Genomic DNA, 14,456 nt, shown 5'->3' with positions numbered 1-14,456 from the left:
AATCAGCGCGTCCTGCCGAGCTCGATGAAGAAATTGCTATCCCCCTCGTTGCTGTGGCCATAACCCATCATCAGCAATCCGATCCAGGAATCGAACCCGAAATAGATGCTGCCATGCGTCTGATAGTCATCGAAAACAATGGCGCTGTCATACCAGATCTTGCCACGTTCAATTGAACCGCCCAGTACCAGGGATCTACCGAGAAGCTTGCCCAGTTCGTAGTTATATCCGGCGAAAACGAGAGCATAGTTCTCGGCGAACTGCTGTTCGGCCTGGTATCCGGCAAAACGGGTGACGCCGCCCAGGCTGTAGTAGTTCTGGAAGCCGGCATCCCCACTGAACGTATTGTGGTAGCGCAGTCCGGCGAATCCGGAATGCTTGCCTAGGGCGCGGGCATGCATTAAATCGAAATTGAACTGACGATAATCGTCGTCACTGCCCCAGGCATCCACGGAACTGACCACGGAGGCTTCCAGGACATTTCCGTTGCGAGGCAGGTACAGCGAATCGACAGTATCGATGGTAAAGCCGAGCGCAAGCTCACGGCGCTGGTAGTCGTACTCGGGAAACATGGTCGAACCGATGTTGCGCTCGAGCCGGCCATTGGCAATGTTCGCCTGCAGACTCAGCTCACCCCAATTGCCATAAGAGCGGCCGAGCTTGGCGCTCATGAATACGGTCGGCGCGGCATATTCCACCAACACGTTTTCATTGCCATCCACCAGTGACAACAGGGGCTTTTCGTAACCGACACGGATATCGGTGAAGAACGGTGATGCTGGTGCGAGCGGTTGATACCACTCACTGGTCAGGCTGGGCTCGTCACCCAAGGTCAGAAGAGTACGCAATTCGCCGCCGGAAGGATTCATCGGAGCAATGGTGACGCCGGCGGTGATGTTGAACAGGAACTGGCCTTTCGAACTGCTGCTGAAGTTCAATCCGTACTCACCGAAATATTTGCCGACGACCGGCGGGGTCACAGTCACCTTCAGGCCGGTCTCGCCCTGCTTTTCGACCACCTCATAGCTCACCAGTTCCAGCGGATACTGGCCGTATATGGCATGGATTTGTTTATCGATTTCGTCACGATTGATGGTTTCACCCTTCAATGTATTCAGATGGCGTGAAAAGACACGGTCATCGTATTCACTGCGGTTATCCAATTCGATGAACGCGATTCGCGTCTGTGCATCGCGGTTTGGCGAAGGGCGGCGTGCCGGCAATTCCGGTCTGGCCAATGCGGCCAGTCGCGGTGCCGTAGCGGCTGCGGCCTTGTCACCGATTTCGAGCGCCAATGCGGCCTTATCAAAAGACGCGGTGGTGACCTCTTTGCCCAGATCCGGCTGGATCAGGATATCCTTCGGTCCGAGCGTGGCAAGCTGGGCCTGGGTATTGCCCACGGTCAGCAGACCCATGACCTGATCACCGATGGCCAACGCACTGCTTTCAGAATTGATTTCCTGGAGCGGTGTACCGACATCGACGGCAATGACGATATCCGCACCCATTGCCCGCACGACATCAACTGGCACCTGATTGACCAAGCCGCCATCGACCAGAATGCGTCCATCAATCGTGACGGGATTGAAAGCACCCGGAATCGACATGCTGGCACGCATGGCTTTGGCCAGACTGCCAGAATCGAGAACCACGGCTTTGCCGGTGTTGATGTCGGTCGCCACTGCACGGTAGGGAATCGGCAGGCGGTTGAAATCGGTCACCCCGGCCGATGCTGCAATCTGGCGCTCCAAAAAGAGTTGGATGTTCTCACCCGCAAGCAAGCCCGAAGAGATCCGAAGACCATCCTTGCCAATGCCCGGCTTGGCTGGAGCCAGAGACTCCAGATCATCCTGTTTGCGCCGGAAGCTGCGATCTTTGCGGGCCACGGTATCCTTCATCACGGTATCCCAATCCATGGTCCGCAACATGGTTTCCATGTCCGCCGTGCTCATGCCTGAAGCATATAAGCCGCCGACCAATGAGCCCATCGAGGTGCCGGCGATGCAGTCAACCGGTATTCCCTGACGTTCGATTTCCTTGAGCACACTCAAATGGGCAATACCCCGGGCACCGCCGCCGCCGAGTACCAGACCGATGCGTGGGCGTGGGTTGTCCGGATCTGCGGCGCGGCAGGGCAAGGGGGCATCGGCGGCAACCGCTTGGCCAGCGGCAAGCAGCACACACAAGGCGAGTTTGATTTTCATGGAGGGTCCCCGGTGGAATATGCCGCCATTTTACGAGGATTTCGGCGGATTTTTGCTAAAATATGCCATTCCACCGAGGGTTTACCATGAATCTTTCCGATACCCGTGCCATCATCACCGGCGGCGTTTCCGGCCTCGGCTTCGCCGTCGCCCAGCACATCGTCGCCCATGGCGGCAAAGTCGCGCTGTTTGACATCAATAGCCTGAAAGCCGCTGAGGCCATCACTACCCTCGGGGCCGCCAACGCCGCTTACTTCAGCACCGATGTGTCCGACGAAGCGCAGGTCGCCGAGAATACCGCCAAGGCCGCCGAATTCATGGGCAGCCTGAACGCCGCCATCAACTGTGCCGGCATCATCGGGGCCGGCCGCGTCCTGGGCCGCGAGGCCTGTATGCCCCTGGCGCAGTTTGCCACTACCATCCGCGTCAATCTGATCGGCAGCTTCAATGTCGCCAAGGCGGCTGCCGACGTGATGCAGCATAATGCTCCGGGCGAAGACGGTGAGCGTGGCGTCATCATCAATACTGCCTCGGTCGCTGCCTTTGACGGACAAATCGGACAAGCCGCGTACTCCGCCTCGAAGGGCGGCGTGGTCGGCATGACCTTGCCGATGGCCCGCGAACTGGCCCGCTTCGGCATCCGCGTGATGACCATCGCCCCCGGCATTTTCTGGACGCCGATGGTGGATGGCATGCCACCGGCCGTGCAGGAGTCGCTCTCGGCATCGATTCCCTTCCCGGCCCGCCTGGGCAAACCGGAGGAGTTCGCCGCGACCGCCGCATTTATTCTGCAAAACCGCTACCTCAATGGCGAAACCATCCGCCTTGATGGCTCGGTCCGTCTTGCCGCCAAATAAAACCAACCGGAATTTCCCATGAAAGCTTGTGATGTCAAAAAAGGCAATGTCGTCGAATACAACAACACCGTGTACCAGATCCGCGATATCGAGCGCTCCGCACCGCAGGGCCGCGGCGGCAATGTCACCTTCCGCTTCACCATGTATTCGGTTCCCGCCGGCAACAAATACGATCTGAGCCTGCGCGCCGACGATGATCTGAAAGAGCTGGACCTGGTGCGCCGGGAAGCCAGTTTTTCATACATGGACGGCGATGCCTTCGTTTTCCTCGACAGCGAGGACTTCACCCCCTACCAGCTGGATGCCAACATCATCGGCGACATGGCCGGCTACATCACGGAAGGCCTTGAAGGCGTCTATGTGCAGCTGATCGATGATGCGCCGGTCGCCATCCAAATGCCGCCGAGCGTGGTATTGGAAGTGATCGACACGCCACCCGAGCTCAAGGGCGGCACCGCCACCAAACGCCCGAAACCGGCCAAGCTCAGCACCGGCATCGAAATCCAGGTGCCCGAATACATCAGTAATGGCGAAAAGATCCTGGTGTCCACGGTCACTGGCGAATTTGGTGGTCGCGCCTGATGCGCTCCGATTATGGTGTTCGGCTGGAGCCGCTGGCACTGCATCATGCCGAAGGCCGCAAGCGGCTTCTAGCGGGTTGAATCATCCCCGTTGCAGCCATCGGTGCGCCATTCGCCGGATGGATTCATCCAACTCGTCATTCTGCGCAAGATGATGGACGTCGAACCAACGCAGTTGCCAAGACTCGGTATTGCCGGAAAACTCCTGAGATCCTGTGGCCCGAACCACGAAACGCACATCATAATGCCAATGCTCCGGTTCACTGCCTCGGGCCGGAATTCGGTGCTTGTCCAGATCAAAAATGGCCGGCTCCACGTGTAGGTTCGGCAATCCAGTTTCCTCCATGGCTTCGCGCAGGGCGACGGCAGCCAGATCCCAGTCCCCATCCGCATGCCCGCCCGGCTGCAGCCAACGGTCCAGCTTGCGATGGTGCATCAATAGTGCTTTTCGCCCATCGGCGGAAACCACCCAGGCTGAACCGGTCAAATGACCCTCAAGACGTCCGCGCTGGCAGGCGTGCTCATCTGAGGCAATCAAGCCCGTAAACTCCTGGCGGCGTGCGATATCGGCCTGCCCGGAAACCGGATAATTCGCCAGTAATTCCAGCAAGCTGTGTCGAATATCTGTCATGGTGGTGAATATTTCCCCGAATCGACCGGAAAGGGCTTTACCCCTGCGTTCATCTAGCTTATGGTAAACGGGTTCGCCCGGATTGCCCGGGTCGTTCATATTTCAAAATAAAAACCTACTTAGAGGGCAGATTAATGGCCAATACTCCAACAAGCGGACTTCTTTCGCGTATGCTCATGCGCAAAAGCGTTGAACAGGTCCAAAGAGAAAGCGAAACCAGTACGCTGAAACGCACATTGGGCAGGTGGAATCTCGTTTTCCTTGGCGTCGGTTGCATCATCGGTGCCGGCATTTTCGTCAGAACCGGTAACGCGGCGGCCTTACATGCCGGTCCGGCGGTTTTATTGTCATTCCTGGTCGCCGGCGTGGTTTGCGCACTGGCCGGCCTGTGTTACGCAGAATTGTCTTCAACCCTGCCCGTTTCCGGCTCGGCCTACACCTATAGCTATACCACGGTCGGTGAATTCGCCGCCTGGATTATGGGTGGCTTGCTGCTGCTCGAGTATGGTCTGGCCGCTTCGGTGGTCGCTGTCGGCTGGTCCGGTTACGTGGTCAGCCTGCTGGGTGATTACGGTCTGGTGATTCCACCCGAACTGACCGGCCCCTTCGGACACGCGCTGATGCGTGACGGGGCTGCCGTGATCGGACCGGATGGCAATGCGGTCACCACCCTGTTCAATCTTCCGGCCTTCCTGATCTGCCTTGCCCTCGCCGGCCTGCTGATCATCGGTGTTTCCGAAAGCGCCAAAGTGAACAATGTCATCGTCGCCATCAAGGCCTCGGTCATCATCGCCTTCATCATCATCGTCGGCTGGTTCGTTATTCAGCACTTCGATACCCTGAAAGCCAACTGGGACCCGTTTATTCCCGAAGCGACCGGTAAAGATGGCGAATTCGGTTGGGGCGGAATTTTCCGCGCCGCATCGATTGTTTTCTTTGCATACATCGGCTTTGAAGCCGTCTCGACGGCAGGACAGGAAGCCAAAGACCCGAAACGCGATATGCCGTTCGGCATCATCGGTTCCCTGTTGATCTGCACCGTCCTCTACATCCTGGTCGCGATCGTGATGACCCTGATGGTCAACTACAAGATGTTGAACGTGCCCGATCCGGTTGCCGTTGCCGTGGATGCCATGGGTCCGGCCTGGGGCTGGTTTGCCAAGACCATCAAGATCGGCGCCATCATCGGCCTGACTTCGGTCATTCTGGTGCTGATGTACGGCCAAACCCGCATCTTCTACACCATGGCCCGCGACGGTCTGCTGCCGAAAGTGTTCTCGAGAGTGCATTCGAAGTTCAAGACCCCGTGGATCAACACCATCCTGGTCGGCTTCCTGACCGCCTCTTCGGCCGCGTTCTTCGACATCAACACCCTCGGCGACATGACCTCGGTCGGTACGCTGGCGGCGTTCGGCATCGTCTGCCTGTCGGTCATCTGGCTGCGCACCACCCACCCTGAAATTCCGCGCGGCTTCAAGGTACCGCTGTATCCGGTGCTGCCGGCTTTCGGAATCGTGGCCTGCTTTGCGCTAATCTTCACGGTTGAAACCCGCGTTCTGGTGTTCTTCGGCTGGTATTTGCTGGCCGCGATCATCCTGTATTTTGTGTACGGCATGCGCAATTCACAGCTGCAGAAAGGCCTGCAACAGCACGATTAAGCCTTTTTATGCGTAATTGAAAACGGCGCCCTCGGGCGCCGTTTTTTATTCCGGATCGGACGCTGAAGCATCCGGTAGTAAAGGCAAATCGTCTTCGGTCAGCGCGAATGGAACCGACTTGGTCGTTTTAGCACCTAATGCTTTGAGCTGCTCAGTCTGTCGGACCAGATTGCCTTTACCTGACGACAAACGTTTGAGTGCAGAGTCCTGCGCCTCATTGGCCGCCATCAGAGCCTTACTGACTTTTGTCATATCACTACTAAACGCCACGAATTGATCATAGAGTTTGCCGGCCTGATCCGCGATCTTCATGGCGTTGATGCTGCGCTTGTCGAGTTTCTGCAGATGCGCCACGGTACGGCAGGTGGCCAGCAACGTACTCGGAGCAGCTAAGACAATGTTCTTGTCGAGGGCATAGGTATAAAGGGAATCATCCAATCGCAGGGCATCGATGAACGCCGACTCGACCGGTATGAAGATCAGCACGAAATCAAGATTGCGCTTGCCGGGAAGCTCTTCATAGGCTTTTGCGGACAGGCCATCAATATGGCTTTTCAAGGAGCGTACATGCTCTTTCAGGGCGGCATCGCGTTCGAGGGCAGTTTCTGAATTGATGTAACGGTCGTAGGCGACGAGCGAAACCTTAGAATCGACAATGATGGCTTTATTTTCCGGCAGGAAAATCACGCAGTCAGGTTGCTTACGTGCATTCTGTTCATCCACATAGGAAAACTGCGCGTGGTAATCACGCCCCTCGGTGAGGCCGGACGCATCAAGAATGCGGCCCAAAACCTGTTCGCCCCAGCCCCCCTGGGTCTTGTTATCGCCTTTGAGTGCACGGGTGAGATTTGTCGCCTCCTCGGCCATGCGCAAATTGAGTTCTTTTAGAGTGTGGATACCTTGGTTGGTCTGATGCACGGTATTCCTGAATTCACCGATCTGGGTTTTGAGCGGGTCAAGCATGGCCTCAAGATGTTCTTTGCTTTGGCTCTTGAAAGTGGTCGATTTTTCTTCGAAAATCCGGTTGGCGAGATTTTCAAAGTTCTCTTTCAACCGGTTTTCGGCCGAAATGAGCTGATTGAGCTGTTCGCTGGCCGCCGCCTCACGAGCAGCAGCACCGGACTCCAAGGCAGCATACTTCTCGCGAATAATCGCCAGTTCAGCGGTCTGCCCGGCAAGCCTGCGATTTTCCTCGTTCAGATACTCCAATTGCACGGACAAGGCTGCTTTCTTCATCATGACGACAAGCGCGCCTACGACTGCAAGGATGAACAGCAGCAACAAAACAATATGAATGGAATCAAAGGACATAAAAAAGCCAAGTTCTAGGGGAACTTGGCTATCTTACGACATGGCGGTCTCGTATTCCGAGACCGCCGTTTATTGACAGGGTATTAGGCTTTCTTGGCCCAAGCCGAGCACCAGCCGGCCGGAGCGACCGCAAATCCCGGGAAAATGCTACAACCCTTGGTGGCAGGCAGAAACAACGAGCAGTTGGCACAGTTACTGCCTGGTTTCACACCCACGCCTTTCTTGGCGTCGGCGACGTATTTCAAGGCGACCGCCTGAGGATTGGTGGCCGGAAGTGGCTTAAGAGCCTGTGCCGATGCGGTGGCAGAGAGCATGGCCCCAGCGAAAGGGATGGCCGCAACGGACACTAGACCGCGGATCAGGAATTGACGGCGGCTGTTTTCTTGGGATTTCATGGTAAGGCTCCTATAATCATGAGAAAATGAACTTGCGCTAATGATACCTTCGTGGAATGTATCCTGACTTAACCCAAGTCAATGAAATGGCAATTTTTTTGTATTGATATCAACCAATTGAGAATGAATCTTATTCATGACCGGCTTTGACCCCACCGCTGAACTTGAACGCCTGATTGCGTGTACGGCAAAACTGGCCGCCGCAGGCCTGACGCCGGCGACCAGCAGTAATTTCTCCATCCGGGCGGATGCAAATTGCTGCCTGATTACTGCAAGTGGACGCGACAAAGGCCGACTGGCTGCCGATGACTTCATGCGCGTAGACAGTCATGGCAATACAATAGATCCAGGCCGAACCGCATCCGCGGAAACCCTGCTGCATACTCAGATTTATCGAGAACGGCCTGATGCCGGCGCCGTATTGCATACGCACTCCTTGGCGCAAACCTTGCTCTCCATGCGCCACGCACAGGATGGCTTCATCGAAATCAAGGGCTACGAACTGCTGAAAGCATTCCACGGCATCAAAACACACGACACCGCCATCCGTATTCCAATTGTCGCCAATTCCCAGGACATGACCGCACTGTGTGACGCTATCGCGCCCGCCTTTGCAGAAAAGGCATTCTGGGGCTATCTGATTGAAGGCCACGGCCTGTACACCTGGGGCCGGGATGTCGAAGAAGCGCACAGACATCTGGATGCCTTTGAATTTCTTTTAACCGCCGAAATGACCAAACTGGGGTTCCGTGCATGAGCCGTTTACGTGTTTTTTCCGATTCCGCCCCTGATACCGTCCTGTTCGAAAGCGACGATGCCACCGTCATTGCCGCGCAGCTGGCACCGCTGGGTGTCGGTTTCGAGCGCTGGCCGATTCGACCGATTGCCGATGATGCCAGCAATGAATCGATTCTTGCATCCTACAAGCCCGAAATCGACCAGCTGGTGGCGGAAAACGGTTTCCGTGCCGTCGATATGGTCAGCATCAACCCGGACCATCCGGATCGCGAGGCCATGCGTGCGAAGTTCCTGAGCGAACACAGCCACAAAGAGGACGAAGTGCGTTTCTTCGTCCGTGGCAGCGGCCTTTTCACCCTGCATATCGACGAGCGGGTTTACGAGGTGCTTTGCCAAGCACAGGATTTGATCCGTGTTCCGGATGGCACCAAGCATTGGTTCGACATGGGGCCTGCGCCCCGCTTCACCGCCATCCGCTTTTTTACCGAGGTCGATGGCTGGGTCGGATATTTCACTGACTCCGGGCTTGCCGAACGTTTTCCACGCTATGAAGGCCGTGCATGAACGGGGTCAAGGCCATCGTTACCGACATCGAAGGCACCACCAGTTCCATTGCATTCGTTCGGGACGTGCTGTTTCCATATGCACGCGCGGCCTTGCCCCGATTCCTGCAGGAAAAACATGGCCGGGCGGATGTCATCCATTGGGTTAAAGCAGTTGCCGAAGAAAACGGCCTTGCCGCTGAAGATCTCGATGGCGTCATCGAAATCCTCCTGCAATGGATTGATCAGGACCGCAAACATACCGCACTGAAAGCGCTGCAAGGCATGATCTGGGTGGATGGCTACGCCAATGCGACCTACAAGGCACCGGTCTACCCGGATGCTGATGCCAGTCTACGTCGCTGGCATGCCGCGGGAATCCCGCTTTACGTCTACAGCTCCGGCTCGGTACCCGCCCAGAAACTATTCTTCGCACACACCGATCATGGCGATTTGTGCCCGCTTTTTTCGGGATACTTCGATACTGAAATCGGTGGCAAGCGCGAGACTGGAAGCTATGTGCGCATCGCCGGAGCGATCGGCATACCGCCGGAAAATCTGCTGTTTCTTTCCGACATCGTTGAAGAACTGGATGCCGCGCGCGATGCCGGCTGGCAGACGGCTCTGATCGACCGCCGCGAGGATTACCCGCAGCCCCGTACCGGCGATGCCGCCCACGGAAACCTTCGATTCGAACGATTCAGTGATATCGACGCGATTTAAGGGCTGACGGCTTCCAGCCGGTAAATGGCCTCCTCTGACACCTCGCCCAGCCACGCATCAATGGCCCGGACGCGGATGCGATGTTCACCCAGAGCCAGATTGGTAGGAAGTGAGAAACGCCAGAGATGGCTCGATATCGTGGCCTCGGGTGTTCGGTCATAACCCGTCAATGCCGGCGAAGCATCATCCTGCAGATTCAGTGCCAACACCCGCGGATCGGCCCGGTTAACCCGTTGCATCGGTAGCCAGGAGCCATCGTCGATACGGACGTCCACGCGGGTGTCAGGCCGTGCCATAAACACGTTGGCGTAGAGACCAACACCGGGATAGGCGCCGTGTCTCAGCACAAGCGGAAGATGCAGAGCCATGGCGGCATTGGGGCGATTGCGGGCATTGAACCACTGCAGACGGTAATCCCGGGGTGAGATATGCAGACGGGCATAGCCGTTGGGAGTGCCATCGCTCATGGTGGCATCGGGCAATCCGTCTTTATCCTTCAAACCGGCCCAATAGCCGCCGCAGCTTGCGCCGGCATTGTATTCGAAAAGCCGTCCGATGCCATGCCAGTCGCTGTCGGGGCCATGCTGTACGATATTCTGTGCATGCGAATGCGCTGTAAGCAACAAGACATCCCGGAACGGTGCAAGCAGTTTGAACAGTCGCCGGCGGTCGGCACTGCGGAAGGTTTCGGCATCGTCCTTGGTCTGGAAAAAGGGAATATGTGCGGAAATCACCAGCAGTTTGTTTTTGTCGGCACCGGCCAGATAGCGCGCCAGAAAATGGAACTGCGATTCGCGCAGGCCGCCGATGTAGGCAGGCTTTCCACCTGGCTGGTAGATCACATCATCGAGCACGATGAAGTTGGCGTGCCGCTCTTCCCAGGCGAAGGTATCCGGACCGAACTGGGCGCGGAAGCTTTCCAGTGAACCCGCATCACCGGCCGCATCGAAATCGATGTCATGGTTTCCAGCGGCATACAGGCGGGGAATACCGAGCAGACTGTCGGCTTTTTTAATCTCCGGCAACAGCGTCAAATCATCATGCACGATATCCCCGAGCGTGATGCCGAGGGTCGCCGCCGGATTGCCGCGCAGCGGCGCGATGATGTCACGGAGGTAGTAATCGACATCGACGGCCGACTTCGGCTGCGGATCGCCGAACAGCAGAACCGAAAGCGGTAGCTCCGGATTCTGTGCTTCTGGATTCAGGGCGAATGATTTGCACGCGGCATCGGATTGCACGACGCCGCAGTACCTCAGTTTCGCGCCGGTTCCGGCCTGGTTGGCGAAAAAGTCCGGAAGACCGTCCGCGCGCTTCGGCAATGAATAACCGGAAGGTTTAATCACGAACAAGGTTTTTCCGGGCATGGCAGCGAGGCGGTAACGGCCATCGCGGTCAGTGCGCACGATATGCACGCCATCGGATACCGCGACACCCGACAATCCGCGTTCGCCGGCATCAAAAACGCCATTACGGTTGGCATCGATGAATACCCGACTATCGCAGACCGCAGGCAATAGCGTCGGAAATAGCGCCAGCGCCCCTGCCAGAACGATAGTGGCGCGCATCATTACTGTGCGGCCCTGGCGGCCATCAGCAATTCGCCATGCTCGACCAGATCGACCATACGCTGGACTTCGCCATCCATGGCACGGTCGCCCGGCATGAAGGCGATATGCCGACGCAGCGCCGACAGTGCCGCCGCCACCGGACGCCCTGGCGTGAATTCACCAGCGGTGGCAAGCTCAGCGCGCAGGGCTTCGACTTCCGCCATGAAAGCAGCATATTCGGCATCATCGGGATCCGGAGCGCCGTTTATTTTCGAAGCCAAAACGGCATTATCGTGGGTTGCGGCAAGTTGGCGGGCGGCGTTGATCATATCCTTACGGAACTCCAGTGCCTGCGCCGCGGTATAGATTTCCAGGGCGATGACTTTTCCAAGATCATGCGCCATGTCCAACACGTGCCGGGCCTCATTGGCACCCATCGAGACGTGATCTTCGGCATTGGCACTGGTCGGTATCGAATACACCGAAGCCGGATGCGCCCGCGTAGCCAGATCGTTGACGATGGCCGCTGCCGTGTACTGGACGATCATGAATCCGCTTTCTGTGCCGTCCTCGTTGCCGATCAGGAATGCCGGCAAACCGTCATTGGTGGCCGGATCGACCAGCTTGTTGAGGCGGCGCTCGGAGATCGAGGCCAAAACCGGGATCGCGGCTTTGACGTAACTCATCACCAGCGCCAATGGCATGCCATGAAAATGGCCGGCGGAAACGATCTGGTCCTCGATATTGCGGGCACCTTCCAGTTCCGGAAATATCAGTGGATTGTCGGTGACCGCATTGAGCTCGATTTCAAGAACCCGCCGTGCCTGTGCCACCGCATCACGGACGGCGCCATGAACCTGCGGAATGCAGCGCAGCGAGTAGCTGTCCTGTGGCTGGTGTTTCTTGCCACCCCGGAACGGCTTGAAGCGTTGATAAAACTTTTCGCGGCCATGGCGTTGGTTGAACGGCACCCAGTCCCAGGAAATGTCGAAGTTGAGCGCATCCAGTGAAGGGTCCGGCCAACATTCCGGCAGCCAGGACTTGAAGCGTGGTACGAGATGGTAGGCAATATCGGTCAATTTCGATCCGGCCAGGAACTGTTTGAGGTGCTTGGCGGCATGCACCTGGCCGGGATGTGGCCTTAAAGCATGAACGTGATCATCGAAAGCACGCATGCGTCCGGCAAAGGCATCGAGGGTCATGGCGGCGGCCAGATCGGCGGTGTCACACAACTCCTCGAGCTTGGCGACGGCCAAGACGCCGGTGGCGAGCATCTGCGCGGTGCCGTTATTCAGCGCCAGCCCTTCCTTATGCGAAAGCACGATGGGCTGCAATCCCGCCTTGGCCAGTGCGTCCGCACCAATCAGGCGCTCGCCATCGAAAAACGCTTCACCGCCCCCGAGCAGGACAATCGCAAGATGCGACAGCGGCGCCAGATCGCCACTGGCACCGACCGAGCCGAGTTTGGGTACCACCGGTACCACGCCGGCGTTGAGCATTGCGGTCAGCGCCTGCAGGGTTTCCACCCGGATGCCGGAATGGCCGCGCATCAGGGTGTTGATACGGATGACCATCATCGCCCGCACCACTTCCGGCGCGAAGGGTTCACCCACGCACACGGCGTGGGTAATGATCAGATTCCGCTGAAGTTCCTGCAAGAGGGTTTCGCCGCTACGCCGGCTGTTGCGGATGGGATGCGCGCCGAGCAGCTTGTCGGCATTGGATCCGAATCCGGTGGAAATGCCGTACAGGGGCTGCTGCTGAGTGACCTGTTCGGCCAGAAACTCGGCAGTCGCCGCGACTTTGGGCAGCTGTGCCGGGTCCAGAACGACGCTGGCGCCATAGGCCACCGCGACCACCTGCTCATGACTGAGGGTGGTGCCGGTCAGGGTAATCGATTTCATAGCCCCCACTCCTTGGCCTGACTCAGGCAGCGCAGCAGATCGGCGCGGGCGATCTCGACCTGCTTGCCGGTCGCCAGATTCTTCAGGCTGACCACGCCCTTGGCGCGTTCGCTTTCGCCGAGCAGGAGCATGTAACTGAAACCGACTTTGTCGGCGTATTGGAATTGCTTGGCCAGCTTCTTGGCTTCCAGTTGCACTTCACAGGCGATCCCTGCCGCACGCAGTTCGCCTGCGATGGCCAGAGATTCGGGAAGGTCGTCATCACTCATCAGGCCGATCAGCACCATATGGCTGTGCGGATCGGGGGCCATCAGTCCGGACTCACGCAACTGCCAGAACAAACGGCTGGCGCCGATGGAAATCCCGACGCCGGGAAGTTTCGATTTGCTGTAGTGGCTGGCCAGATTGTCATAGCGTCCGCCGGAACAGATGGATCCGATCTGCGGATAATCGTCCAAGGTGGTCTCGTAGACCGTGCCGGTGTAGTAATCGAGACCTCGGGCGATTGAAAAATTCAGGGCGTAATTCTTCTCGGGCACGCCGAGATCCTTGAGCATGGTCAATACCATCGACATTTCGGCAACGCCTTCGGCGGTCTGCGGGTAGCGCGTACCGATATCGGACAGGATGGCCAAGGCGGAGGCGTGGCTGCTGGAACGCATGAGAACGAAGCCCAGGATCTGCTCGATGATGGCATGCGCCAAACCGAAGCCCTCGCCTTTCAGGGTCTGCGCCACCGCTTCGGCACCACGCTTGTCGATCTTGTCGATTTCACGCAGCACGGCGGCCTGGCCGTCACCGTCGCCGATGCCGATGGCTTCAAAGAAGCCACGGAGTATTTTTCGGTTATTGAGCGAAATGGTGAACGGGCCGATGGCCAGTTCCGAAAAAACGGCATGGATGACCGCCGGGATTTCAGCATCGTAGCGCACCGACAGCGCATCCTTTCCGACCACATCGATGTCGCACTGATAGAACTCGCGGAAGCGTCCTTTCTGCGCACGCTCACCGCGGTAAACCCGCTGGATCTGGTAACGGCGAAATGGAAATGCCAGTTGGTGTTCGTGCTCGGCCACATAGCGGGCCAAAGGCACGGTCAAATCGAAACGCAGGGCAAGTTCCGGAGCGCCGCCCTGTTCCAGAGCACCGGTCGACTGCACGAAGTAGACCTGTCGCTCGGTTTCGCCCCCGGTTTTGGTCAGCAGCACATCACTCAATTCGAACACCGGTGTTTCAATCGGCAGAAAGCCGAAGCGCTCGTAATTGCGACGGATGACCTCGAGCATGTGGTTGAAGGTGCGTTGCTCGCTGGGCAACAGTTCAAGGGTGCCGGCGGGGGTACGGGGCTTGATCACGATCGAC

At 57.6% G+C, this 14,456-nt stretch carries 13 protein-coding genes; 6 read left to right on the top strand and 7 right to left on the bottom strand.

Annotation, left to right across the window (positions count from 1 at the left end):
* Positions 1–2: 2 nt before the first annotated feature.
* Positions 3–2,204 (bottom strand): patatin-like phospholipase family protein, encoded by a 2,202-nt coding sequence (locus tag ACIQ1A_RS06980; protein WP_395770340.1) that lies wholly within the window; start codon positions 2,202–2,204, stop codon positions 3–5.
* An 86-nt stretch (positions 2,205–2,290) separates the two neighbouring features.
* On the opposite strand from ACIQ1A_RS06980, the gene ACIQ1A_RS06975 reads away from it, so the two are divergent.
* Together ACIQ1A_RS06975 and yeiP are read left to right on the top strand one after the other, a co-directional pair.
* The gene (locus ACIQ1A_RS06975) at positions 2,291–3,061 is read left to right on the top strand and encodes an SDR family NAD(P)-dependent oxidoreductase (RefSeq protein ID WP_395770339.1); all 771 of its coding nucleotides are present in this window, start codon (positions 2,291–2,293) and stop codon (positions 3,059–3,061) included.
* Positions 3,062–3,079: 18 nt separating this feature from the next.
* Positions 3,080–3,643, top strand: coding sequence for an elongation factor P-like protein YeiP (gene yeiP / locus ACIQ1A_RS06970; RefSeq protein WP_395770338.1), 564 nt, complete (start codon positions 3,080–3,082; stop codon positions 3,641–3,643).
* Between the two features lie 81 nt (positions 3,644–3,724).
* Here yeiP and ACIQ1A_RS06965 read toward each other — a convergent pair whose 3' ends face one another.
* Positions 3,725–4,273, bottom strand: coding sequence for an NUDIX hydrolase (locus ACIQ1A_RS06965; RefSeq protein ID WP_395770337.1), 549 nt, complete (start codon positions 4,271–4,273; stop codon positions 3,725–3,727).
* Positions 4,274–4,443: 170 nt separating this feature from the next.
* Here ACIQ1A_RS06965 and ACIQ1A_RS06960 point away from each other — a divergent pair, with 170 nt between their 5' ends.
* Positions 4,444–5,931, top strand: coding sequence for an amino acid permease (locus tag ACIQ1A_RS06960; RefSeq protein WP_395770336.1), 1,488 nt, complete (start codon positions 4,444–4,446; stop codon positions 5,929–5,931).
* Between the two features lie 45 nt (positions 5,932–5,976).
* On the opposite strand, the gene rmuC is transcribed toward ACIQ1A_RS06960, so the two are convergent.
* Both rmuC and ACIQ1A_RS06950 read right to left on the bottom strand, forming a co-directional pair.
* The gene (gene rmuC, locus ACIQ1A_RS06955) at positions 5,977–7,242 is read right to left on the bottom strand and encodes a DNA recombination protein RmuC (protein WP_395770335.1); all 1,266 of its coding nucleotides are present in this window, start codon (positions 7,240–7,242) and stop codon (positions 5,977–5,979) included.
* A gap of 83 nt (positions 7,243–7,325) precedes the next feature.
* Positions 7,326–7,637: a high-potential iron-sulfur protein gene (locus ACIQ1A_RS06950; RefSeq protein WP_395770334.1), complete on the bottom strand. Its 312-nt coding sequence runs from the start codon at positions 7,635–7,637 to the stop codon at positions 7,326–7,328.
* 136 nt (positions 7,638–7,773) lie between these two features.
* Here ACIQ1A_RS06950 and ACIQ1A_RS06945 point away from each other — a divergent pair, with 136 nt between their 5' ends.
* The 3 genes from ACIQ1A_RS06945 to mtnC are packed head-to-tail and all read left to right on the top strand — an operon-like array spanning position 7,774 to position 9,640.
* Positions 7,774–8,394 carry a methylthioribulose 1-phosphate dehydratase gene (locus ACIQ1A_RS06945; protein ID WP_395770333.1) on the top strand — a complete coding sequence of 207 codons (621 nt, stop codon included), beginning with the start codon at positions 7,774–7,776 and terminating at the stop codon, positions 8,392–8,394.
* Positions 8,391–8,939 (top strand): 1,2-dihydroxy-3-keto-5-methylthiopentene dioxygenase, encoded by a 549-nt coding sequence (locus ACIQ1A_RS06940; protein ID WP_395770332.1) that lies wholly within the window; start codon positions 8,391–8,393, stop codon positions 8,937–8,939. Before ACIQ1A_RS06945 ends, ACIQ1A_RS06940 begins: the two co-directional genes overlap by 4 nt.
* On the top strand, positions 8,936–9,640 hold the full coding sequence (mtnC, locus tag ACIQ1A_RS06935) for an acireductone synthase (RefSeq protein WP_395770331.1): 705 nt from the start codon (positions 8,936–8,938) through the stop codon (positions 9,638–9,640). The genes ACIQ1A_RS06940 and mtnC overlap by 4 nt, the downstream gene beginning before the upstream one ends.
* On the opposite strand, the gene ACIQ1A_RS06930 is transcribed toward mtnC, so the two are convergent.
* Genes ACIQ1A_RS06930 through hisS form a run of 3 tightly spaced genes read right to left on the bottom strand, consistent with a single transcriptional unit; the run spans position 9,637 to position 14,449 of the window.
* Complete coding sequence (locus tag ACIQ1A_RS06930) at positions 9,637–11,211, bottom strand: calcineurin-like phosphoesterase C-terminal domain-containing protein (RefSeq protein ID WP_395770330.1); 1,575 nt, start codon at positions 11,209–11,211, stop codon at positions 9,637–9,639. The genes mtnC and ACIQ1A_RS06930 overlap by 4 nt on opposite strands.
* The gene (gene hutH / locus ACIQ1A_RS06925) at positions 11,211–13,094 is read right to left on the bottom strand and encodes a histidine ammonia-lyase (RefSeq protein ID WP_395770329.1); all 1,884 of its coding nucleotides are present in this window, start codon (positions 13,092–13,094) and stop codon (positions 11,211–11,213) included. The genes ACIQ1A_RS06930 and hutH overlap by 1 nt, the downstream gene beginning before the upstream one ends.
* Positions 13,091–14,449, bottom strand: coding sequence for a histidine--tRNA ligase (gene hisS / locus ACIQ1A_RS06920; RefSeq protein ID WP_395770328.1), 1,359 nt, complete (start codon positions 14,447–14,449; stop codon positions 13,091–13,093). Before hisS ends, hutH begins: the two co-directional genes overlap by 4 nt.
* Between the last annotated feature and the right edge of the window lie 7 nt (positions 14,450–14,456).

The organism is Arenimonas sp. (genome assembly GCF_044353605.1).
GTDB lineage: Bacteria > Pseudomonadota > Gammaproteobacteria > Xanthomonadales > Xanthomonadaceae > Arenimonas.
The sequence above is the reverse complement of the archived record's forward strand: the minus strand, read 5'-3'. Positions and strand labels throughout refer to the sequence as shown.